This window comes from Tenacibaculum haliotis (assembly GCF_025215075.1).
GTDB classification, from domain to species: Bacteria; Bacteroidota; Bacteroidia; order Flavobacteriales; family Flavobacteriaceae; genus Polaribacter; species Polaribacter haliotis_B.
This window is the reverse complement of record NZ_JAOBTH010000028.1, coordinates 152,847-175,854: the sequence shown is the minus strand read 5'-3', so window position 1 is coordinate 175,854 and position 23,008 is coordinate 152,847. Positions and strand designations below refer to the sequence as shown.

The following is a 23,008-nucleotide window of genomic DNA, read 5'->3' as shown; positions in this document are numbered from 1 at the left end:
ATTTTTAGTCAAAAATACGTATTTTTGTGCCGACTAAAAATGATAGAATGTATAAAGTACGTGTAATATTAGATACCAAAAAAGATGTAATTAGAACATTAGTGGTTAATGAAGTAAAATCATTAGAAGATTTACATTTCGATATCGCTAAATCGTTTGGTTTTAACGGACAAGAAATGGCTTCTTTTTATCGTACCGATGAAGATTGGAACCAAGGAGAGGAGATTCCGTTATTTGATATGGCAGAAGCAGGAGAAGAAGCTTCAATGGCTACTTGTATTTTAAAGGAAACACTACCAAATATAAATGATAAACTGATATATGTGTATGATTTTTTACAAATGTGGACGTTTTATGTAGAAGTTGTAGAGCAATCAGACGAAGTAGTTACCGAATCTAAAATTATCCTAACAGTAGGAGAAATACCTGATGAAGCACCAGAAAAAGAATTTAAGGCAGATATTCCTGATGATTTAGATGATGAGTTTACTGATGATTATCCTGGCTTTGAAAATATAGACGATTTCGATTTTGATAAATTTTAAGGCATGGCACAATTCATAAAACTGTATAACGACAACCCGAACCCCAAAGAAATAGCTAAAATTGTAAAAGTTTTACAAAATGGTGGTTTGGTAATTTATCCAACAGATACTGTTTATGGATTAGGCTGTGATATCACCAATACAAAAGCATTAGAAAAAATAGCAAAGATAAAAGGCGTGAAGTTAGAGAAGTCTAACTTCTCGTTTGTTTGTAACAATCTAAGTCATTTATCAGACTATGTAAAACAAATTGACACGGCTACTTATAAAATTTTAAAAAGGGCGTTGCCAGGGCCATATACTTTTATTTTACCCGGAAGTAATTCATTACCAAAAGTATTTAAAAAGCGTAAAACCGTAGGTATTCGCGTGCCAGATAATGCAATTGCTATAGCAATTGTAGAAGCTTTAGGTAACCCAATAGTTTCAACATCTATTCACGATGAAGATGAGGTTATAGAATATACTACCGACCCTGAATTGATTTTCGAGAAGTGGCAAAACATCGTTGATGTTGTTGTAGATGGTGGTTTCGGAGATAATTTCGCCTCTACAGTTATCGATTTAACAAACCATTTACCAGAAGTAATCCGTGAAGGAAAAGGAAGTTTAGATATTCTGTAAATATTTTTTTCAATTACATATATTATTTGAAGCTATTTCCCGCTTTCCGCACTCGCTCTCTGCGAGGAGCTCAAACAAATGCTACAATCGGGGCTACCTCTTTTTATGAATTTTCGAGTATCGTAAACGTCACTCTTAATTTACTTTTGATATTGAATGCCTGTATTATGTGAACCTGAAACAAGTTCAGTTTTACGGATTCAAGAGTATAAAAATTTCAAAGAAAGAAAAAGAACATAGAACATGTTTTTTTAGTCAGGATTTTATTTGTTAACGTCATTCCGAATTTATTTCGAAATCACATCCTGTGAATCACAACTGTTTATTAAATAAGTTTAAAAAATATTTAGGTTGATGTATTCAATACCTAGGAACCATTAAAAAAAAACAGTAAAAAAGAGCTATTTCAGTTTGTTAAAGGTAGTTCTTCCCAGTGCATAACATTGCCAAACAACAGAAGTATGTTTGTTGTAATCCGCTTTTTTTTGTAGCTTTTTTCTTTTTCCTAAAAACTTAAAGAAGTTTGCATAGAAACTAAAATGCGCTTTTACGATAGCAATTGTGTGTTGAGGTTTTAACTCTGTTAAGAATTTTACGCCAGCAATTCCGTCTAAGATCAAACGAGAAAAAACAACGAACAAAAACCATTTTCTAGGTACGTTTTTAACAACGTTTAGTAAGCTGTTTCTAAAGTTTAAGTATGTTTTTTTAGGGTTGATAGCTTCTAATGTAGCTCCGCCAACATGATATACTGTTGAATCCCCCACATACTTTATGTTAAAACCTTCGTTTTTTGCACGCCAACATAAATCGATTTCTTCTTGATGCGCAAAATAATCTTCATCAAAGCCATTTAGTTTATGATACACCTCAGAGCGAATAAATAAACAAGCCCCCGAAGCCCAAAAAATATCAGTCGTATCGTTAAATTGTCCGTTATCGGTTTCTAAATGATTAAAAATACGCCCGCGACAATACGGATAGCCATATAAATCTATAAATCCGCCACCAGCACCCGCATATTCAAATTTCGATTTGTCTTTAAAGTCTAAAATTTTAGGCTGAATAATAGCTGTGTTTGGAGCTGTTTTAAAAGTAGTTAAAATAGGTGTTAACCAGTTTTTAGTAACTTCAATATCTGAATTTACTAAACAATAAATATCGGCATCAATATGTTGTAAAGCATCATTATACCCTTTTGCATAACCGCCGTTAATACTGTTTTTTACAATTTTTACAGTAGGATAATTTTGCTTGATAAATTCAATAGAATCATCAGTAGAAGCATTGTCGGCTACATAAACTTCGGCTTCTTGCGAGCTGAAATTTACGATCGATGGTAAAAACTGTTCTAACAATTTTTTACCATTCCAATTTAATATAACGATTGCTGTTTTCAAGAGAGCGAATTTACAGTTTATGTTCTTGTTTTTTGTAAGATCGAGTGAAATTATTTTTATAGAGAATTAATAAGTAAGACTTTTCGATACATTTTTCATTCTTCAAAAACTACTAGAAGTTATAGTTTGTTATTAATATTTGTCAGTTCGAGTAAAACTCTTTTTTTAGAGTTTTGTATCGAGAACTAATTCGAAATACTTTTACATTCTTCAAAAATGATGTAAAGTCATTGTTTATTTATAATCAGGAATATCTTCTAAAAATATATAGGTTTCATTTTCTTTATCGAGCTTGCAAAAATAATGCTGTAATCCGTTGGTAACAACTAAGTAATTGGCATCTAATTTTAAATTATAGCGTGCAATTTGATCGAAAGTATCTTGTGCTATTTTAATTTTCGGAGCCTTGCATTCTACAATAATATTTGGCGTTCCATCCGAAGAGAAAATAACAATATCAGTACGTTTTTTTAAGTTGTTTATGGTGAGTTGTTTTTCAAGAGCAATTAACGAAACAGGATATTTTTTTTCATCAATTAAAAACTGTACAAAATGTTGACGTACCCATTCTTCTGGAGTTAATACCAAGTATTTTTTTCTCCATTTATCAAAAATAAGCGTCTTATTTTCGTTACTTTTGAGCTTGAATGTATAGTTGGGAAGATTCAATTTTTGCATGTTTCAAATATATGTAAAAATAGAAAGTCATTGCGAGCAAAGCGTGGCAAACTTAAGTTAAAGATTGTATTATTTTCTTCCAAGTAATACCTTACTTAAAGTTATGAACGAAATTAAAAATATTATAGCTGATATAAAAGGAGGAAACATAAAGCCTGTTTATTTCTTAATGGGTGAGGAGCCTTATTATATCGATAAAATTTCTGATTATATAGAAAAAAATGTACTTGATGAGTCTGAGAAAGGATTTAATCAAGTAGTAATGTATGGTCGTGATGTTTCTATTGATGAAATTATTTCGTCAGCAAAACGATACCCGATGATGGCAGATCGCCAGGTGATTATTGTAAAAGAAGCACAAGATTTAAGTCGTACTATTGATAAGATTGAGGCTTATGCTACAAATCCGCAACCAACTACAGTTTTGGTTTTTAATTATAAATACAAAAAGTTAGATAAACGTAAAAAAGCCTATAAAGCAATTGCTAAAAATGGATTGATTTACGAGAGTAAGAAATTATATGAAAATCAAGTTTCTGATTGGATTCGTAGAGTTTTAAGTGGAAAAAAATACAATATAGAACCTAAAGCATCTCAGATGTTAGTTGAGTTTTTAGGAGTTGATTTAAGTAAAATAGCAAACGAATTAGATAAATTAACTTCTGTTTTACCAAAAGATACCATTATAACCGATAAGCATATTGAAGATAATATCGGTATTTCTAAAGATTTTAATAATTTCGAGTTACGTAAATCAATAGGGCAAAGAGATGTGGTTAAGGCAAATAGAATAATCAATTATTTTGCGCAAAACCCGAAAAGTAATCCGTTAGTAATGACTATTTCATTGTTAAATAGTTTTTTTACACAACTATTAATGTATCATGGATTAAAAGATAAATCGAAAGGTTCGGTAGCTAAAAATTTAGGTGTGAATCCGTTTTTTGTAGACGATTATAGCTCGGCTGCAAAAAATTATCCAATGCGAAAAGTATCACAAGTAATCGCTTTATTACGTGAAGCAGATGTAAAAAGTAAAGGGGTAGGAGCTAATCAATCACATAGAGATATTTTAAAGGAATTACTATTTAAAATAATGCATTAAAAACCGCATTTATCAACACGAATAGGTTTTTTCATTATGCTTTTTTTTAATGATAAGATTCAGAAATAAATACGGAATGACTTTGAAAGATAAACTTCGAAAAAGATAATTACCTGTTATCAATTATAAAAATATCCGTCAATCTGAACTTGTTTTAGATTCGCATAATAACTAAATGTTATTCATTGCGTATTATCTCAATATAATTTCCCTTTCTTGTCAATTGGCAAGTTCTATTATAAATAGCTGTAGTATTTTTGACATAAATATTAAAATATGACACCAGATTTACCACTTTATATTTCAATTTCGTTTTTATTAATAACAGCTTATATAATTCTTGCGTTTGTAAAATCGAACAACTTAAAAAAAACAACTTTACCGATAATAATAGGTTGGTCAGTTTTAATTTGCATACTTGCCTATAACGGAGTTTACCATTATACAGAAGGTGATACATATTCTACCTTCCCATTGGTAATGGCGCCACCAGCATTTTTTATCGTATATTTAATTAGGAATAAGTTTTATGAAAATAGAGATATTCGTTGGAGTACCGCAGTGCATATTGTACGTTTTCCGGTGGAATTATTGTTGTTTGAATTAGCAATAAGAGAATTATTACCAATGGAAATGACTTTTAAAGGTTGGAATTTTGATATTATTCCGGGGATTACATCTATTTTATTATTACTTTGGATGAAATACGGAAACGTAAATAAAAAACTTTTATTAGGATGGAATGTCTTAGGATTGATTTTTATTCTTTTCATTTTAACAAACGGATTTTTATCACAAGAATTATTATATAAAAACTTTGGGTATACGGTTCCAAATACTGCGATTACTTATTTCCCTACCATATTATTAGGTGGTGTAATTGTGCCGATTGTAATTTATGCACATATTTCAGATATTATTTTATTAGCAAAAAAATCATAAAAAATGAAAAACATTTTTAACAAAGAAATTACGAACGAAGTAATTAATAGAATAGCGCAATTAACACCAACAAGTCAACCTAGTTGGGGTAAAATGGGCGTTGCTGAAATGTTAGCGCATTGTTGTGTTGCTTATGAAATGATTTATACAAGCAAGCATCCAAGGCCAAATGTTTTTGTTAGAATGATGCTTAAAACATTCGTAAAAAAAGCGGTAGTAAATGAAACACCTTTTGCTAAAAACGGAAGAACTGCTCCGCAATTTATAATTACTGATGAACGAGAATTTGAAACAGAAAAAAAGCGTTTAATCACCTTTATAATAAAAACTCAAGAATTAGGCGAGCAATATTTCGATGGAAAAGAATCACACTCTTTTGGTAAATTATCTACTAAAGAATGGAATAATTCTTTTTACAAACATTTAGAACATCACTTAACGCAATTTGGTGTTTAAAAAAGGGTATCGAATTTAAATGTTAACATAAAATACAACATTCCTATTGTAAACAAAAAATGAAATCCGAAGCCAATATAATTGATCACTTTCACAACGGTTTTACTATAAAAACCGCTGATAGAATAAAGGGCTGCTATTAAAATACAAACTTCTATACCTATTGCAGATAATTCTATAAAACCGAAATTATGTTGTTTTACGTTAAGGTTATCAATGATCCAAAAAATGAAGAAACCAACTACAATAATTGCATTTAAATAAGAAATTATTAAAGTAGTTTTTTGCTTTTTATAGCCAATGAGAATAGCTGCCGTGTGGCAACCTAAAATAAGAATCATTGTGATGCTTGCAACTATATCATTCATAATTATTTGGTAGTTGTATTTTTAAAATTACTGGTACATTCTTTTATGAGTTATATTTTTATAACAGTTTTAGCACTTACAACTACTCTTGTTCAAAAATAACACTTCTTTCCGTTTTTTTCTTGTACATGTTTTTGGTAATCATCTCTTTATTTGCTGTAGCAGCATAGTTTTTGTTATTTGGGTTTAGCGCATATTCGAGTTGATGGTCTATCATTTTTTCGAAAGGAAGCAAAATTTTTTTTGTATCGCATTGTTCTAAATCACTCTTGTTAAGTAAGTTTATTACGGTGTAAACAGACTCAATTGTACTAAGGCAAAGAGATGCTGGTTGTTGCTTAATAATAAACTTCGATTTTATTTTATTATCAAAACTGACCCTTTTTAATTGTTGTAAATTGGTACTTAGTTTAAGCATTTTACGAGCGCAAGGCCAGGTCCCATCAAGAATAAAAATGTGTGGATTATCACCCATAAAATAATTTATTTCAGCACTTTTTCTTGTAGAGAAGTTAAAATTATCTTTTCCTGGGTACAGTAAGAAAGCATTATTTTCTTTATCAGCAAGTATTTCATTTACTCGGCTATTATTCGTGAAATCGACACCAACTATAATTTCTGAATTTTCAAGTTGAAGATTCGTAATATGCCCTGTTCCGCTTTTTTCTTTTCGGTATTCCTTCGGATGCATCAAAATAATAAAACGAGTATTGGTATGAAAAGAATTAAGATGTTTACAAATACATGTGCTAGCAGGGCGCATACATTTGTAACATTTTATTCGTGGATTTTTTATTTCTACTTGCAAGGTGAATATCTGTTTATTTTAATTGGCTAGAATTAGTAATAAATTATAAGTGTTGTAGGCTTTTTTTTATTTTGAATTATTAAAAGTTTTAGTTCCGATTTCAATATAAATTTGAGATTCAGTTTTTTTACTTAATTCTGTAGGGATTTCAAATAAGTCAAGCAACCTTTTTTTCTCACCTCTAATTAAAGGATTTATTTTGTTTCTATTTAAATTAGAGAACCCAATTTCACTGAATTTATGGAAAACAAGATGTTTGCCATTCTTAACTTCTTCTCCTATTATTTTCCACCATTTTTTATCTGTTGCTCCCATAGATAAACCATGAAGACAAATTAAGTCAGCATTTCTAATATCTTGCTCTAACTTTTTATTGATTAAGATATCATATGAATCATTTACAAAAGGTTTAATTAAATGTTCTTGAATTTCAATGTTTTTTGATAATTCTATATTTGATATTTGTGATTCGTCATTAACTCCAAAGATTAACCCATTATCAATTAACCCATGTATATGATTTATATTTTCTAATTGTGTAACTGAATTGAATATGTTTTTTGTGTTTATTTTTAATGGAAAATTAGGAGAGTTAAATATTTGCTCAACAGAGTTTGTATAATTAAAAGTTGAAATATTTAATAATATTTTTTTTTGAGAATGTTTTTTTATAAATGAGATTAGCCTTCTTTTGTCGTTTGGTGATAAGTATTTTTGAGGATTTATAAAGTCATTTATTATTTTATCTTTTAAAGGTTTTGAAATAACAAGATTTGATTGTTCATTTTTTAAATAATTAGAAAGTTCAATTTGCAAGTCATCGTAAATTAAAATGAACTCTTGAGGTTTTTTTATGTGTTTAGTATAGTCGCCTAAATATTCTTCTAGTTTAAACCAAAGTTCAGAGTCACCTTTTAAGGTTGATTTGAATTTTTCAATTATAGGATTATCATTTTTAATATCTCTGTATACATTTACAAATTCTTTATAGGAAGTTTTTAAATTTAAATTTCTATCAAAACCATTTCCAATAATATAATTTATTCTCATAACTCTTTTTCATTCTAATATTTTCCACTCCATTATAACCAAAACCTCATTCCATTCATCCCAATTATAAAAACGGATAGTATAAAGTATTAGCAATTTTTCTTGTAAATATAACAAAATCAATAATTGGTATTCCTTAAAGTTTTTAATAAGTTATGCACAGTTTTTGCTAATTTCGCCATTCAAAATATAGATACATGATTACTGTAGATCAATTAACGGTTGAGTTTAGTGGAAAAACCTTATTTAAAGATGTTTCGTTTGTAATAAACGAAAATGATAAAATAGCTTTAATGGGTAAAAACGGTGCCGGAAAATCAACTATGATGAAAATTATAGCAGGAGTTTCTAAAGCTAGTAAAGGCGGAGTTAGGAGTCCGAAAGATACAGTAGTTGCATACTTGCCACAGCATTTATTAATGGAGGATAATTGTACGGTTCGTGAAGAAGCTTCTAAAGCTTTTGATGCTGTTTTTAAGATGAAATCTGAAATGGAATCATTAAATAAGCAGTTAGAAACACGTACAGATTACGAATCGGAAGAATACATGAAAATTATTGAGCGTGTTACCGATTTAGGCGAAAGTTATTATGCTTTAGAAGAAGTAAATTACGAAGCTGAGGTAGAAAAAGCGCTGAAAGGATTGGGGTTTAAACAAGAAGATTTTGACCGTTTAACAAGCGAATTTAGTGGTGGTTGGCGTATGCGTATTGAATTGGCTAAAATTTTATTACAAAAACCCGATTTAATTTTACTCGATGAACCTACGAATCACGTAGATATCGAATCTGTGATTTGGTTAGAAAACTTTTTGTTAAACAAAGCCAAAGCTGTTGTGGTAATTTCTCACGATAAAGCATTTATCGATAATATAACCAACCGAACTATTGAGGTTACCATGGGGACGATTCACGATTATAAAGCCAATTATTCTCATTATTTAGAGCTTAGAAAAGAACGTCGTTCACATCAAATAAAAGCATATCAAGAACAACAAAAAACAATTGAAGATATTAAAGGCTTTATAGAGCGTTTTAAAGGAACCTATTCAAAAACAAATCAAGTAGCATCGCGTGTGCGAATGTTAGAGAAAATTGTGCCGATTGAAATTGACGAAGTAGATACTACAGCGTTAAAATTGCGTTTTCCACCATCTCCACGGTCTGGAGATTATCCTGTAAAAGTAGAAGGCTTAACAAAAAAATATGGCGATTTAACTGTTTTTGAAGATGCTAATTTTTCAATTGCTCGTGGCGAAAAAGTATCGTTTGTAGGGCGTAATGGAGAAGGGAAATCAACCATGATAAAAGCTATTATGGGCGAAATAGATTTTGATGGTGAATGTGGCTTAGGACACAATGCCAAGGTTGGATATTTTGCACAGAATCAAGCCTCATTATTAGATCCCGAATTAACCGTTTTTCAAACCGTAGATGAGGTTGCAGAAGGTGATGTTCGTACGCAAATAAAAAATATTTTAGGTCGTTTTATGTTTGCTGGTGATGATATTGAAAAGAAAGTAAAAGTGCTTTCTGGTGGAGAGAAAACGCGTTTGGCAATGGTTAAACTGTTGCTAGAACCTGTAAATGTGTTAATTTTAGATGAGCCTACAAACCACTTAGATTTACGATCTAAAGATGTAATTAAGGAAGCATTAATGCATTTCGACGGAACCTTAATTTTAGTATCTCACGATCGTGATTTCTTACAAGGATTATCAGAAAAAGTATTCGAATTTAAAGAGCAGCGTGTTATTGAGCATTTCGAAACTATCGATGCTTTCTTAGAGCGAAATAATATAAAAGCATTAAAAGAAATCGATTTATAAAATTATTTTTTGAAGCAATTTCCCGCTTTCCGCACTCGCTTTTTTTTGAAGAAAAATCAAAAAAAGAGCTCAAACAAATGCTGCAATCGGGGCTAGAAATTTGTGCTAAATTTTATATTTAGAGTTTAAATTTTTATAGAAAGGAAACAGTCAATTGAATCCGTCAAACTGAATTTATTTCAGTTTCTCATCCTAAATTTGCTACAATTTTTTCAATTCGAGTGATTTTAATGACTAAAAGGAATTAAAATTGTATCGAGAATTTGAATCGTTTTATTTTGATATTAAAAAAGTTCTCGATACAATTTTTTGAAGAAAAAAAATCACTCGAACTGACAGTTTGTTTTTAAACAAGCTCTTAAACAAAAAACACCGTTAAATAATTTTAACGGTGTTTTGTATAAATAAATAGGGTTTAAAATAGTTATTCAGTAACTTTTAAACGAGCTTTTGATGTAACTGAAATATCAGAAAAATCATTGTTTAAATATTTTAAATAGCCAGCAATGGCAATCATGGCAGCATTATCAGTCGTATATTCAAATTTAGGAATATAGGTTGTCCATCCCCAATGTTTTTCAGCAAGCTCTAAACGTTTTCTAATTTCTGAATTAGCAGAAACTCCACCTGCAATAGCAATGTGTTTTATATCGGTTTGTTTCACGGTGTTTTTTAATTTATCCATCAATATTTCAACAATCGTATGTTGAATAGAAGCACAAATGTCATGTAAGTTTTCTGCAATAAAATTAGGATTCTCTTTTACATTTTTCTGAATAAAACGTAAAATACCTGTTTTTAATCCGCTAAAACTAAATTGTAAATCGCCCACTTTAGGCTTTGTAAATTGATATGCCTTCGGATTTCCTAACTGCGCATATTTGTCAATTAAAGGACCACCAGGATAAGGTAAGCCTAATATTTTTGCAGACTTATCAAAAGCTTCACCAACAGCATCATCAATTGTTTCACCTAAAATTTCCATCTCAAAATGATTGGTAATTTTTACAATCTGCGTATGTCCGCCACTTATGGTTAAACATACAAAAGGAAAAGGTGGTATTTTACTATCTTCTTCTATAATAAAATGAGCCAAAATATGCGCTTGCATATGATTTATAGCTATTAACGGAATATTTAATCCTAAAGCAAAAGATTTGGCAAAAGAGGTACCTACTAACAATGATCCCATTAAGCCAGGTCCGCGTGTAAAAGCAACGGCATTTAAATCGCGTTTGGTAATATTAGCTTGTTCAATAGCTTGTTGTACTACCGGAACAATATTTTGTTGGTGCGCTCTTGATGCAAGTTCAGGAACAACACCGCCATATTTAGCGTGTATTTCCTGATTGGCAACCACATTACTGATTACTTTTCCGTTGTAAATTACCGAAGCACTTGTATCGTCACAAGAGCTTTCAATACCTAAGATGTAGCTGTTTTTTGTACTCAATGTATCATGTATTAAAGTGCAAAAATATCGATATTGCGTTAGAATTTCGTTAAAATTAATATTTCTTTAAAATAAGGCAACATTTTTGCAGTTTGCTGATTACATTTGTTAGGTGTTTTATGAAAAATATGCTCATTAAAAAAGTAGGTAAAATATTGTGGAGATACTTAAAGTACATGTTGCTTTTTTTAATCTTGCTTATTATTTTGCTATCGCTACCGTTTGTTCAAAGTAAGTTAGCAAAAGAAGCAACAAACTGGCTTAACGAAGAATATAATACGAATATTGTTATAAAAAGAATTGATTTATCGTGGTTAGGAAGTGTTCAGTTAAAAGAAATTGAAATTAGAGACCATCATAAAGACACCCTTATTTTTGTTCAGAATTTAAGTACTTCACTTTTAAATGCCAAACGAGTAATAGAAAACCAAGTTGATTTAGGGGAAGCTTCTTTAAGTGGTACTTATTTTAATATGAGAACTTATAAGGGCGAAAAGAACGATAACATGTCTATCTTTATAGATAGTTTTGAAGATGGCAAACCACGAGATAGTTTATCAAACCCTTTTGTTTTAGGCAGTGATAAAGTTACTATTAAAGATTTAACTTTTAAATTATTCGATGAAAAGGATAAAAAACCATTGCAGTTTGCAGCCTATAATGCAAGCGGAAACCTATTAAATTTTTCAATTGTTGGTCCTAATGTTTCTCTGAAAATGAGAGAAATGAGTTTTACCGAAAACAGAGGCATTAAAGTATCTAATTTTTCTACAGATTTTGTGTACACTAAAAAGTATATGAATTTTGATAAAACACTTATAGAAACTGATAATGAATCAAGAATAGAGGGAGATATAAAGCTCACTTACAATCGTAAAGATTTTGCAAATTTTAATGATAAGGTAAATTTTAAAGCAAAATTATTAAAGAGTGCACTTTCAATTAAAGATTTAAGCAAATTATACACTGAATTAAATGGAAACGATATTCTGTATTTTACAGGAAATATGAATGGTGTTTTAAATAATTTTAGTGCTAATAATATTAGACTTCATTCTAAAAACGGAATGAAAGTTATTGGTGATATGGGGTTTGTAAACGCGGTGAAAAAAAGTAGAGGTTTTGTTTTTGATGCCGAACTAGCCAATGTTACTGCAAATTATATTCAATTAAAAAATGTATTACCTAATTTATTAGGAAAGTCGTTGCCGTCAGAATTTCAGAGGCTTGGTGACTTTTCACTTAATGGAATTGTAAGAGTTACACCAGAACAAATAAATGCAACGCTTTCTGTAAAATCAGAAATAGGAACTATAATGTCTGACCTTCAGTTAACAGAAATAGATAATATTGATGAAGCGGTATATGTTGGTGAAGTAGAATTTGAAAATTTCGATTTAGGAGTCTTTGCAAACGATCCTATACTTGGTAAAATATCATTAAGAGCGGATGTTAACGGTAGTGGATTTAATGTAGATAATATAAATACCATTATTATTGGAAAGGTTAGTAGCCTTGGTTTTAATAATTACGATTACAAAAACCTAAATGTTAATGGTCAGTTTCAAAACAAAAAATTTGATGGATTATTAAGCGCAGAAGACGATAATTTTAAACTAAAGTTTGAAGGATTAGCAGATTTTTCTTCAGTAATAAATAAATTCGATTTTATTGCAGATATCGATAAAATTGATCTTAAAAGAACAAACCTTTTTACTCGTGATAGTATCGCTGAGATAAAAGGAAAAATTCAATTAAATATTTCAGGAAACACCTTTGATGATATTATTGGTAAAGCAACTTTTAAAGATGTTGTATATAGAAATCAGAAGCAAGAATATCCGTTTAAAATATTTGAAATAAATTCATCGGTAAAAGACAGTATTAAAACAATTGAAGTTAACTCAGAAGATATTGTTAAAGGACAATTAAACGGAAAATTTTCTTTTGAAGAATTATTACCAATTACTCAAAATGCTTTAGGAAGTGTTTATACAAATTATAAAGCAAACAAAGTAGCACCAAATCAGTTTATAGATTTCGATTTTACCATTTATAACCAAATTATAGATGTCTTTTTACCAAACATATCTATAGGAAAGAATACAAGGTTAAAAGGAAAAATTAATTCTGATAAAAATGCCTTAAAACTTACGTTTACATCACCAGAAATAGCTATTTATAAAAATGAAATTGAAAATATAGTGTTAAGGTTAGATAATAAAAACAAGCTATACAATACGCATTTAACGGTAAATAAAATTAATACGGAGTATTATAATGTAGAAAAACTGAATCTATTAAACAGAACACAAAATGATACGTTGTATTTTAAATCTGTTTTTAAAGGAGGGAAAGATTATTCAGAAAGTTTTAATCTCGATTTTTATTATACAATTAATGAACTACAAAAATCGGTTGTAGGTCTTCAAAAATCGAAACTTAATTATAAAGGGTTTGATTGGGTTATCAATAAAAAAGAAGATAAAAACCATAAAGTAGCCTTCGATTTAAAAGAAAATAATTTTACGATAAGTCCATTTTTATTTCAATCAGGTGAACAAAAAATCGAATTTAACGGAGTTGTTCGTGATAGTACTTATAAGGATTTAAAAGCTAATTTTAGTAAAGTGAAATTAGGTAGTTTTTTACCTTTAATAGATAATTTAAGTTTAACAGGTGATTTAAGTGGTACTGTTGATTTTAAACAAGAAGGAGAAAAATTAGCGTCAAAAGGAAACTTACTAATAGAAGATTTTCATATCAATGACTTTGTTCAAGGAGATTTAGCGTTGAATGTAACGGGTGATAATTCGTATGAAAAATACCAAGTAAACCTTTCTTTAATTAGTGAAAAGGCTAAAAATATTTCAGCAGTTGGAGGAATAGATTTCTCAGAAAAAAAACCAACAATTGATTTAAATGTATTTTTAAAAGAATATGAAATTGCTGCCTTTAGTCCTTTAGGTGAAGAAGTTTTAAATAAATTAAGAGGAAAAGTAACTGGTGATTTTACAGCTAAAGGATTTTTAGAGAATCCTGATTTTCAGGGAGTATTAAATTTTGAAGAAGCCGGTTTAACTTTTCCGTATTTAAATATCGATTTTGACTTAAAAGGAAATACAAGTATTGTTTTAGATGGTCAACAGTTTATGTTAGATGCTGTTTTACTAGAGGATACAAAACACCAAACCCAAGGTAGTTTATCAGGTTATATTGCGCATCAAAATTTTAAAGATTGGTATTTGAAATTAGATATTGATACAGATAATTTACTAATATTAGATACCAAAGAGAAGGAAGAAACATCCTATTACGGAACTGGTTTTTTAGATGGAAATGCAGAGATTAGAGGACTTACCAATAATTTAGATATTCTTGTAGAAGGTAAAACAAATAAAGGTACCGTATTTGTAATTCCCTTAAATGATGTAAAAACGATAGATAACTACAAGTTAATTCGTTTTAAAACAGGGAAACCTGATGAAGAAAAAATTAACAAAGGAATTAAAGACATAAAAGGGCTCGATTTAAAAATTAATCTAGAAGTAACTAAAGATGCAATTGCCCAGGTGGTAATAGATAAAGTTACTGGAAGTGAGTTGAAAGGAAGTGGAGAAGGTAATTTAAGGATTGATATTAATACCTTGGGGAAATTTAAAATGTACGGTGATTTTGAAATAGACAAAGGCTTGTATAATTTTAAATATCCAGGAATAACAAAACCTTTTATTGTTCAGAAAGGAGGAACTATTGCATGGAATGGGAATCCATATGAAGCAGAATTAGATTTAACAGCAATTTATAAAACTAAAGCAAATCCGGCACAATTGTTAGATAATATCAATTCGAGTCGTAAAATTCCGATTGATTTATATACTAAAATTACAGGAGGTTTATTTAATTCAAAACAAGAGTTTGATATAAAAATTCCGAATGCAAATTCAACAGTAGCATCAGAATTAGAATTTATTTTAAACGGAAATGATTTGAATACTAAAATGCAACACTTCTCATTTTTATTAGCCTTTGGTACTTTTTATAATGAAGATGCTATTGGTACAAGTGCTGCATCAGGATTAACAGGTACGGCATCAGAAATTGCTTCAGGTATTTTAACAGATATGCTAAATAGTGAGGGGAATAAGTTTCAATTAGGACTGGGATATACACAAGGTGATAGGGGAGATGTTAACGATTTAAAGTCCGACGATCAGGTAGATGTATCTATTTCTACTCAATTGAGTGATCGAATTTTAGTAAACGGTAAAGTAGGAGTTCCTGTGGGAGCAAATACACAAACCAGTGTAGTTGGTGAAGTAAAAGTTGAGGTATTGTTAAACGAAGAAGGTAATTTAAGAGGAACTGTTTTTAATAGACAAAACGAAGTACAATATTCAACAGAAGAAGAAGGGTATACACAAGGAGTAGGTATCTCATATCAAGTAAATTTTAATAATTTATCAGATTTAAGTAAAAAAATAGGACTAAAGAAAAAAAGAATAAGAAAAGATACTTTAAAACCTAAAAAGAATAAATTAATTAGATTTAAAACTAAAGAGAAAAAAGAATAATCAAGTTTATATGAACAGAACAAATAAAGATTACTTGGTAATCATGTTAAAAGGAGTTGCTATGGGTGCAGCAGATGTTGTGCCAGGAGTTTCTGGAGGAACAATTGCTTTTATTTCAGGAATATATGAAGAACTGTTAAGCTCAATTAGTAATGTTAATTTAAGTTTGTTAAAAACATTAAAAAACGACGGATTAAAAGCTGCTTGGAAACAATTGAATGGTAACTTTTTAGCATCACTTTTTATAGGAATGTTTATAAGTGTAATTTCTTTAGCTAAAGTGATCTCTTGGCTATTAACCAATCATCCAATTTTATTGTGGTCTTTTTTCTTCGGATTGGTTTTAGCAAGTGTAATTTATATTGCAAAGCAAATTACAAAGTGGAATATTGTAGCTATATTTTTAGTCGTTTTAGGTGCCGTATTAGCATATTATATAACTACTTTAAATCCGATGATATCGGAAAGTTCATCAACACTTTTTATGTTTTTTGCGGGAGCAATTGCTATTTGCGCTATGATTTTACCAGGTATTTCAGGTTCGTTTATATTAGTGCTTTTAGGGGCTTATAAACCTGTATTAGCAGCGGTAAATAATCGTGATTTTACTACGATAGCAGCTATTGGTGCAGGAGCAATTATAGGATTGTTATCATTTTCTAGAGTTTTAAAATATTTATTTTCGAACTATAAAAATTACACGTTAGCTATTTTAACAGGTTTTATAATAGGTTCGTTAAATAAAATTTGGCCATGGAAAGAAGTACTAACATTCAGAACAAATTCCCACGGAGAACAAGTTGCGTTTAATGAACAGTCCATTTTACCATTTTCATATGATGGAGATCCACAATTAATGTATGCATCTCTACTAATCATTATTGGATTTGCATTCATTTTATTACTTGAAAAACTAGCAGTAAAAGAGCAATAGAAAAGAAGTATCTTAGGCAGGTAATAAACTAAAATGTATAAAGAACGTTCACTATCAGAAAAAGCGCTCCTTTTTTTTAAAGGATTGATCATGGGAGGTGCGAATAAAGTACCAGGTGTTTCAGGTGGTATGGTAGCTTTTGTAATGGGGTTTTATGAAGAGCTTATTTTTTCTTTTCAAAGAATAAATGGTAAAGCTTTTATGTTGCTTTTTAAAGGAAGATTTAAAAGTTTTGCAGAGTATACCAATTTGCAATTTTTAGTTTCGGTAATGCTAGGAAGTATGTTTAGTTACTTTAGCGTTTCTTTATTGCTTGATTATTTTTTAAAAAACTACGAATTATATGTTTGGGCTTGGTTTTTTGGAATGATTATAGGGTCTATTTATTTTGTATCAAAAGATTTTAAGGATTGGAAACTTAAAAATTTCTTAGCCTTAGTAATAGGAATGTCTATAGGTATATTTATTAGTTTTATGACGCCTGCAAAAGAAAATGACAATCTTTGGTTTGTTTTTATATGCGGAATTATAGGTGTTTCTGGAATGACATTACCAGGGCTCTCGGGTTCATTTATTCTAATTTTATTAGGTAATTATGTATTGTTGTTGGTTGATAGTGTTAATGTTTTAGGAGGTGTAGTTACAAGCGTTTTGTCAGGAGATTTTGAGGTTTTAAAAGATTCTGTAAAAATTAGGTATTTAAAAATTATAAGCGTTTTTACAGCAGGTTCGGCATTTGGGTTAGTATCTATGTCGCATATATTAGGTTATGTTTTAAAAAGGTGGAATCAGATAGTAACAGCAGTTATTATCGGTTTTATTACGGGGTCTTTAGGTATTGTTTGGCCTTGGAAAAAAACAATATTTAAAGTTAATGATAAAACTTTTTTGTTAGATCAACAAGGAAATAAAATTGTAGAGAATTACGAGCGATTTATACCCGATCTTTCAAGACAAGAAACATGGATTTCGATAGGTTTTATTCTTTTTGGTGTAACCTTAATTTTAATGATAGATTTTTATGGAAAAAAAAGAAAATAGCAATGTTTATGCTTTAGTAGGTAAAAACATTTCATATTCATTTTCAAGAGGATATTTTACAAGTAAATTTGAAGAGTTAAAACTTCAAAATAACGAATATATTAATTTTGATATTCAATCGATAAAAGAGCTTCCTCAAAAAATAAAAGAGCAGCAACATCATTTAAGAGGGTTGAATGTAACCATTCCATATAAATTAGATGTCTTTAATTATCTAGATAAAATAGATAAAACAGCACAAAAGGTAGGAGCCGTTAATACTATAAAAATTTCTAAAAAAGGAAAATTAAAAGGATTTAATACTGATGTTTACGGATTTAAAAAATCGCTAAAACCTTTGATAAAAAAGCACCATAAAAAGGCATTGATTATAGGCACAGGTGGTGCTTCTAAAGCAGTAGCTTACGTACTTAAAAAATTAAATATTAAGTATAAGTTTGTGTCAAGGAACCCTAAAGGTAAAAAAGAAATGTCATACCAAGATTTAACAAAAAAGGTAATTGTATCGCATCATTTAATAATTAACTGTACCCCTTTAGGCACGCATCCTAATATAAATGACTGTCCAGATATTCCATATAAGTTTATAAATGATAAACATTTATTATTTGATTTAATATACAACCCAACAGAAACTACTTTTTTAAGAAAAGGAAAAGAACAGAATGCGGTAATTAAGAATGGGCTAGAGATGTTAGAACAACAAGCAGAAAAAGCTTGGAGAATTTGGAATGATAAATAGCAATAACTACTTTAAAATAAAAGTTGATATTCTATAAGAATCCGTATATTTATAAAATTAATTTAAAGGAACTTAAACATTGTAGATATGTTAGAAAATAACGAAGAAAAATTACAAGAACCAATTACTCAAGAAGAAACTGTAGTAAAGGAGCAAACTGAAAATGCGGTAAACGCTGTTGAGAATGAAGTCGCAAATGAAGCTGAAAAAGTTAATGAAAGGCATGAGATACCAATGCAAGATTATACTTTAATGGAGTTGGATTCTTTGGTTGAGGAGTTAGAAAAGTTATTAAACAACTATCAAATACAACAATTAAAATCAAATATAGACGCTCTTAAAAATGCGTTTAATGCAAAGTTTGGTGCTTTGTTAGCAGAAAAGAAAGAAGCTTTTTTGGCTGAAGGAGGAAATTCAATAGATTTCCAGTTTACTAGTCCTGTAAAATCGGCTTATAATAAATTATTAGGAGAGTATAAAGCGAAACGAGATGCACATTATTCTCAGTTAGATAAGCAATTAAAAGAAAATCTTGATAAAAGGAATAATTTAATTGACGAGCTAAAAGAGTTGATTGTAAATGCTGATGCAAAAACAATGTATAACGATTTTCAAGTTATTCAAAAAAAGTGGAAGACCATTGGGCCAGTACCAAAAACAAAATATAATGATACTTGGAAAATTTACCATCATCATGTTGAACGTTTTTACGATTTATTACATTTAAATAAAGATTTTAGAGAACTTGATTTTAAACATAATTTAGAAGAAAAGCTTAAATTAATTACACGAGCAGAGGCACTAAATGAAGTAATAGATGTAAATGTAGCCTTTAAAGACTTACAAGATTTACATCGTTTATGGAAAGAAGAAATAGGGCCTGTTGGTAAGGAGCATCGAGAAGATGTTTGGGGTAAATTTAGTGAAGCTACTAAAAAAATACATGATAAACGTCACCAGTACTTTAGAGAGTTAAAATCTAAGTATCAAGAAATGATTGACGCTAAGTTAGAAGTAGTATCAGAAATTAATGCACTTGATACTTCTAATAATAAATCACATAATGATTGGCAAAAAAGTATTGTAGAACTTGAAAAACTTCGTAAAAAGTACTTTGATATAGGTAAGTTACCTTACAATAAAAGTGAAGCTGTTTGGCAAGAGTTTAAAAACGCTACTAAGAAATTTAACAGTTCTAAAAATGTATTTTATAAAGGTGAAAAAAGCACTCAAAATGACAATTTAAAAAGTAAAATTGCTTTAATCGAATTAGCTGAGAGTATTAAAGATAGCGATGATTGGGAAGAAGCTACTAACACGATGAAGCGTATTCAGTCTGATTGGAAGAAAATTGGACATGTGCCAAGAAAATTCTCTGATGATATTTGGAAGCGTTTTAAAAACGCATGTAATTTTTATTTTGATAGATTACACGCTCAAAAGGATGAACAAAACAAAGAACAATTAGCTGTTGTAGAAGCTAAAAAAGAGTTTATTGAAGCGATTAAGGTCTCAGAAGGTTTAACATTGGAGAATATTCAAGAAAATATTGTTAAATGGAGGGCATTAGGTACGCTGCCAAGGAATGCACGTCATTTAGATGAGAAATTCAATAAGGCGATAGATGCTCATTTAGGAAGCTTAAATATGAGTAAAGCTGAAATTGAAATGATGAAGTTCGAAAATGCAATTGAAACTTATTTAGCGCAAGAGGATTATAAGAAATTAGATAATGAACAGTATTTTATTCGTAAAAAAATTGATGAAACAGTTCGTGAAATGCAACAATTAGAAAATAATTTAGGCTTCTTTTCGAACGCTAAAGATGATAACCCTTTAGTTTTAAACGTAAGGAAAGGTATTCAGGAGTTCAAAGATCAATTAGATGTTTGGAAATCTAAGCTAAGTTTTATTAAGAAATTAAATTACTAGTGTACTTTGTATCGAAATTAAAAGCACGAATCATATGATTCGTGCTTTTTTTATGTGGTTAAATCATTAGTATTTTAATTTATGAAAAATAACACTTTAAGAGAAAGGGTAAAAAATTGTAAATATTATTTATGGAATTTTACACCTCATGAGGTAATCGGCGTTGGATTTCTAATGAGGCTTGTAAATGGTATAGAAGACAAAATTAAAGAAAGGGAATATAAAATCATTAGTTCTGGCCGATATTGATATAAAAAACAGTCTTAAATAGCCATTTTTGATGTTAAATGAAACTCAAAGTTCAAATAAGTATTTCATTAAATCACATAAAAAAAGCTTCAAATTAATTTGAAGCTTTTTTATGAAGAACTATTTTATTTATTGATTCTGTAATGTAAAGTTAATAGGTATGTAGTACTCAACGTTTACTGGCTTACCGTTTTGTTTACCAGGGGTAAAAGTAGCTAATTTAGTAACCATTCTTTTAGCTTCTTGTTCTAAAAGTTGACCATTTTTAGGTCCTCTCATTTTGATGTTACTAACTTTACCATCTTTACCTATTATGAATCCAACCCAAACTTTACCTTCAATTCCTTGAGCAGATGCAGCTGCTGGGTAATTAAAGTTTCTTTGAATATGGCTAATCATTCTTCTGTTAAAACAATTAACTTTTTCAGCGTCATCAACTTTTAAACAAGCGTTAAATTGAGGTATGCTTTGAACATCTTTAAATTTAATAAAATCTGTAATTAATTTCTCTTTTTTTACTTTAACAGGTTGCTTTCTTGCAATCGTCTTGCTTACTGATTTCTCAGTAGTTTTAGGATTTGGATGCTCAAAAGCAATAGAAATACCATACTTAACTTTTACTGCTTTACCATTATGTTTACCAGGTATAAATGCAGGAAGTTTATTTATAATTCTACTAGCTTCATTTTCTAGAGAAGTACCATTTTTTGGCCCTCTCATCTGAATAGTCCCAACATTACCTTGTTTGTCAATAGTAAATTGTACTGAAACTCTACCAGCAATACCTGCATCAAATGCATCTTGTGGGTATTTGAAGTTTTTTATGATATGCTTATGCATTTGAGTTTCAAAACACTTAGATTGTTTTATTAAAGGAACATTATTACATTTTGAGAATAATGGAATTTCTTCAACAAGATTAAATGGAATTCTTTCGATAGTTTCAGAATTGTCTTCTAATTCAAGTTTACCAACTAATAGAGTATTTTTTTTGATATTAGCAACTTTTTGAGATGCTGTAGTACCACCAATAGCAGAAACGGTTTCGTTCTTTTTACGAACAACACGTCTTCTTGTAGATACTTGAATTGTTAATTGTTTCTTTCCTCCGTCTCCAGTGTCTTCAACAGCACATTTAGTAATACTGTTAGGGTCAGCAATAGATTCATCAGGAGTGTCACAAACTTCTTGTTGCGCAACAGCTATTACAGTCATAAGCATAGCAGCTACTAGTAAGGGGAATTTCTTCATAATCAGACTCTTTTAAGGGGTTAACAAGAGTAGTTAACTTGTTTAAGTCGTAAAAATATAAAAAAATATATAAATAATCAAATATATTTACTTTTTGTTTTTGAGTATAAAGTATTGGTTTTTATTGTTTTAGTATGTAGTAGTAGATAAACAGTAGGTTTAATCAATAATAAGTCACTTATATAAAGAAATTTTAAAAGGGTCTATTTTTTTCAATTCATGGGTGAATTGCTGTTTTAATAACGTGAAAATTAAGGCCTTTTTTCTTGTGACATTTTTTTAAAAAATTTTTAAAAAGCAACATTTATTACTATTTAAATATTATCAATTTAATGTTAAGTTAAGAGGGAAAGAGTAGGTGACAATAACTGGTAATCCTTTTTCTTTTCCAGAGATGAATGGAGGTAACTTATGTAAAATTCTATTTAGTTCTTTGTGGAGTAATTTATTATTCTTCTTGCTTTTTATTTTTGAATTAATAACGTTACCATAAAGATCTACACTAAATTTAATAAAAATCTTATCTTCAATAGTTTCATTATTGAATTTTTCTGCATAGAAATTTTTTGAAAAGTGCTTTTTGATTTTCGTCTTAAAACATTTTATATTATTCTTTCTAGTACTTTTTTTGCAAGACGAAAACATCGGAATTTCTTCTACTAATGTAAATAATACTTCTCTAGAAAGGTTTTTTGATTTGTAACGCGTAGTGTTTTTTGATTTTCTAGGTCGAGAGCTAATTCTTTTCCTTGTGGAGTTCGTTTTTGTTATTTTTCTAGTTCCTTTTTTCTCAGTAATATCACATTTTTTAATTGAAATTTCATTTAAATCAACAATATTCTCTTCTGGAGTTTTACATACTTCTGTTTGGCTATAACAATTAGTTAAATTAAAAGTTAATAGCATAATAAGGGGGAACATTTTCTTCACTTTGTTGTTGTTTTTAAGACACTGTAAAGATGAACAAGTAAGTTCGGTTATACTTTAAGTAAGTGTAATATGTATTTTATCATATGATGTAATAAAT

The 23,008-nt window shown here is 29.5% G+C and carries 19 protein-coding genes; 11 read left to right on the top strand and 8 right to left on the bottom strand.

The window, feature by feature from the left end; genetic code table 11:
* Positions 1 to 47 precede the first annotated feature (47 nt).
* Both N2251_RS10385 and N2251_RS10380 read left to right on the top strand, forming a co-directional pair.
* Positions 48 to 545 carry an IS1096 element passenger TnpR family protein gene (locus N2251_RS10385; protein ID WP_260586658.1) on the top strand — a complete coding sequence of 166 codons (498 nt, stop codon included), beginning with the start codon at positions 48 to 50 and terminating at the stop codon, positions 543 to 545.
* A gap of 3 nt (positions 546 to 548) precedes the next feature.
* Positions 549 to 1,169 (top strand): L-threonylcarbamoyladenylate synthase, encoded by a 621-nt coding sequence (locus tag N2251_RS10380; RefSeq protein ID WP_260586657.1) that lies wholly within the window; start codon positions 549 to 551, stop codon positions 1,167 to 1,169.
* A gap of 401 nt (positions 1,170 to 1,570) precedes the next feature.
* Here N2251_RS10380 and N2251_RS10375 read toward each other — a convergent pair whose 3' ends face one another.
* Both N2251_RS10375 and N2251_RS10370 read right to left on the bottom strand, forming a co-directional pair.
* The gene (locus N2251_RS10375) at positions 1,571 to 2,569 is read right to left on the bottom strand and encodes a glycosyltransferase family 2 protein (RefSeq protein ID WP_260586656.1); all 999 of its coding nucleotides are present in this window, start codon (positions 2,567 to 2,569) and stop codon (positions 1,571 to 1,573) included.
* A gap of 234 nt (positions 2,570 to 2,803) precedes the next feature.
* Complete coding sequence (locus N2251_RS10370; protein WP_260586655.1) at positions 2,804 to 3,247, bottom strand: type I restriction enzyme HsdR N-terminal domain-containing protein; 444 nt, start codon at positions 3,245 to 3,247, stop codon at positions 2,804 to 2,806.
* Between the two features lie 103 nt (positions 3,248 to 3,350).
* Here N2251_RS10370 and holA point away from each other — a divergent pair, with 103 nt between their 5' ends.
* From holA to N2251_RS10355, 3 genes are all read left to right on the top strand, one after another.
* Positions 3,351 to 4,352, top strand: coding sequence for a DNA polymerase III subunit delta (gene holA, locus N2251_RS10365; RefSeq protein WP_260586654.1), 1,002 nt, complete (start codon positions 3,351 to 3,353; stop codon positions 4,350 to 4,352).
* A gap of 276 nt (positions 4,353 to 4,628) precedes the next feature.
* Complete coding sequence (locus N2251_RS10360; protein ID WP_260586653.1) at positions 4,629 to 5,294, top strand: DUF8737 domain-containing protein; 666 nt, start codon at positions 4,629 to 4,631, stop codon at positions 5,292 to 5,294.
* Positions 5,295 to 5,297: 3 nt separating this feature from the next.
* Positions 5,298 to 5,750 carry a DUF1569 domain-containing protein gene (locus N2251_RS10355; protein ID WP_260586652.1) on the top strand — a complete coding sequence of 151 codons (453 nt, stop codon included), beginning with the start codon at positions 5,298 to 5,300 and terminating at the stop codon, positions 5,748 to 5,750.
* Here N2251_RS10355 and N2251_RS10350 read toward each other — a convergent pair.
* The 3 genes from N2251_RS10350 to N2251_RS10340 all read right to left on the bottom strand — a co-directional run bounded on the left by N2251_RS10350 (position 5,747) and on the right by N2251_RS10340 (position 7,976).
* Positions 5,747 to 6,118, bottom strand: a complete 372-nt coding sequence (locus N2251_RS10350) for a hypothetical protein (protein WP_260586651.1) — start codon at positions 6,116 to 6,118, stop codon at positions 5,747 to 5,749. The genes N2251_RS10355 and N2251_RS10350 overlap by 4 nt on opposite strands.
* A gap of 82 nt (positions 6,119 to 6,200) precedes the next feature.
* Positions 6,201 to 6,926: a tRNA-uridine aminocarboxypropyltransferase gene (locus N2251_RS10345; protein WP_260586650.1), complete on the bottom strand. Its 726-nt coding sequence runs from the start codon at positions 6,924 to 6,926 to the stop codon at positions 6,201 to 6,203.
* A gap of 66 nt (positions 6,927 to 6,992) precedes the next feature.
* Positions 6,993 to 7,976: an AbiH family protein gene (locus N2251_RS10340; protein ID WP_260586649.1), complete on the bottom strand. Its 984-nt coding sequence runs from the start codon at positions 7,974 to 7,976 to the stop codon at positions 6,993 to 6,995.
* 197 nt (positions 7,977 to 8,173) lie between these two features.
* On the opposite strand from N2251_RS10340, the gene N2251_RS10335 reads away from it, so the two are divergent.
* Positions 8,174 to 9,805, top strand: coding sequence for an ABC-F family ATP-binding cassette domain-containing protein (locus N2251_RS10335; RefSeq protein ID WP_260586648.1), 1,632 nt, complete (start codon positions 8,174 to 8,176; stop codon positions 9,803 to 9,805).
* 424 nt (positions 9,806 to 10,229) lie between these two features.
* On the opposite strand, the gene tsaD is transcribed toward N2251_RS10335, so the two are convergent.
* Positions 10,230 to 11,258, bottom strand: coding sequence for a tRNA (adenosine(37)-N6)-threonylcarbamoyltransferase complex transferase subunit TsaD (gene tsaD, locus N2251_RS10330; protein ID WP_260586647.1), 1,029 nt, complete (start codon positions 11,256 to 11,258; stop codon positions 10,230 to 10,232).
* A 128-nt stretch (positions 11,259 to 11,386) separates the two neighbouring features.
* Between tsaD and N2251_RS10325 the strand changes: the two genes are divergently transcribed.
* The 5 genes from N2251_RS10325 (at position 11,387) to N2251_RS10305 (ending at position 20,481) form a co-directional block, all read left to right on the top strand.
* On the top strand, positions 11,387 to 15,832 hold the full coding sequence (locus N2251_RS10325) for a translocation/assembly module TamB domain-containing protein (protein WP_260586646.1): 4,446 nt from the start codon (positions 11,387 to 11,389) through the stop codon (positions 15,830 to 15,832).
* A 10-nt stretch (positions 15,833 to 15,842) separates the two neighbouring features.
* Positions 15,843 to 16,766: a polyprenyl-phosphate transporter gene (locus N2251_RS10320; RefSeq protein ID WP_260586645.1), complete on the top strand. Its 924-nt coding sequence runs from the start codon at positions 15,843 to 15,845 to the stop codon at positions 16,764 to 16,766.
* Between the two features lie 33 nt (positions 16,767 to 16,799).
* Positions 16,800 to 17,807 carry a DUF368 domain-containing protein gene (locus tag N2251_RS10315; RefSeq protein ID WP_260586644.1) on the top strand — a complete coding sequence of 336 codons (1,008 nt, stop codon included), beginning with the start codon at positions 16,800 to 16,802 and terminating at the stop codon, positions 17,805 to 17,807.
* Positions 17,788 to 18,549 (top strand): shikimate dehydrogenase family protein, encoded by a 762-nt coding sequence (locus tag N2251_RS10310; protein WP_260586643.1) that lies wholly within the window; start codon positions 17,788 to 17,790, stop codon positions 18,547 to 18,549. Before N2251_RS10315 ends, N2251_RS10310 begins: the two co-directional genes overlap by 20 nt.
* A gap of 87 nt (positions 18,550 to 18,636) precedes the next feature.
* The gene (locus N2251_RS10305) at positions 18,637 to 20,481 is read left to right on the top strand and encodes a DUF349 domain-containing protein (protein WP_260586642.1); all 1,845 of its coding nucleotides are present in this window, start codon (positions 18,637 to 18,639) and stop codon (positions 20,479 to 20,481) included.
* Between the two features lie 378 nt (positions 20,482 to 20,859).
* Here N2251_RS10305 and N2251_RS10300 read toward each other — a convergent pair whose 3' ends face one another.
* Positions 20,860 to 21,981 carry an energy transducer TonB gene (locus N2251_RS10300; RefSeq protein WP_260586641.1) on the bottom strand — a complete coding sequence of 374 codons (1,122 nt, stop codon included), beginning with the start codon at positions 21,979 to 21,981 and terminating at the stop codon, positions 20,860 to 20,862.
* Between the two features lie 324 nt (positions 21,982 to 22,305).
* Positions 22,306 to 22,902, bottom strand: a complete 597-nt coding sequence (locus N2251_RS10295) for a hypothetical protein (protein WP_260586640.1) — start codon at positions 22,900 to 22,902, stop codon at positions 22,306 to 22,308.
* Between the last annotated feature and the right edge of the window lie 106 nt (positions 22,903 to 23,008).

Coding starts and splice junctions, on each gene's coding strand:
- N2251_RS10300 (WP_260586641.1), bottom strand. CDS start 21,981: ATGAAGAAATTCCCCTTACTAGTAGCTGCTATGCTTATGACTGTAATA.
- N2251_RS10385 (WP_260586658.1), top strand. CDS start 48: ATGTATAAAGTACGTGTAATATTAGATACCAAAAAAGATGTAATTAGA.
- N2251_RS10320 (WP_260586645.1), top strand. CDS start 15,843: ATGAACAGAACAAATAAAGATTACTTGGTAATCATGTTAAAAGGAGTT.
- N2251_RS10305 (WP_260586642.1), top strand. CDS start 18,637: ATGTTAGAAAATAACGAAGAAAAATTACAAGAACCAATTACTCAAGAA.
- N2251_RS10370 (WP_260586655.1), bottom strand. CDS start 3,247: ATGCAAAAATTGAATCTTCCCAACTATACATTCAAGCTCAAAAGTAAC.
- N2251_RS10315 (WP_260586644.1), top strand. CDS start 16,800: ATGTATAAAGAACGTTCACTATCAGAAAAAGCGCTCCTTTTTTTTAAA.
- N2251_RS10295 (WP_260586640.1), bottom strand. CDS start 22,902: ATGTTCCCCCTTATTATGCTATTAACTTTTAATTTAACTAATTGTTAT.
- N2251_RS10325 (WP_260586646.1), top strand. CDS start 11,387: ATGCTCATTAAAAAAGTAGGTAAAATATTGTGGAGATACTTAAAGTAC.
- N2251_RS10350 (WP_260586651.1), bottom strand. CDS start 6,118: ATGAATGATATAGTTGCAAGCATCACAATGATTCTTATTTTAGGTTGC.
- N2251_RS10380 (WP_260586657.1), top strand. CDS start 549: ATGGCACAATTCATAAAACTGTATAACGACAACCCGAACCCCAAAGAA.
- holA (WP_260586654.1), top strand. CDS start 3,351: ATGAACGAAATTAAAAATATTATAGCTGATATAAAAGGAGGAAACATA.
- N2251_RS10335 (WP_260586648.1), top strand. CDS start 8,174: ATGATTACTGTAGATCAATTAACGGTTGAGTTTAGTGGAAAAACCTTA.
- N2251_RS10310 (WP_260586643.1), top strand. CDS start 17,788: ATGGAAAAAAAAGAAAATAGCAATGTTTATGCTTTAGTAGGTAAAAAC.
- N2251_RS10360 (WP_260586653.1), top strand. CDS start 4,629: ATGACACCAGATTTACCACTTTATATTTCAATTTCGTTTTTATTAATA.
- N2251_RS10340 (WP_260586649.1), bottom strand. CDS start 7,976: ATGAGAATAAATTATATTATTGGAAATGGTTTTGATAGAAATTTAAAT.
- N2251_RS10355 (WP_260586652.1), top strand. CDS start 5,298: ATGAAAAACATTTTTAACAAAGAAATTACGAACGAAGTAATTAATAGA.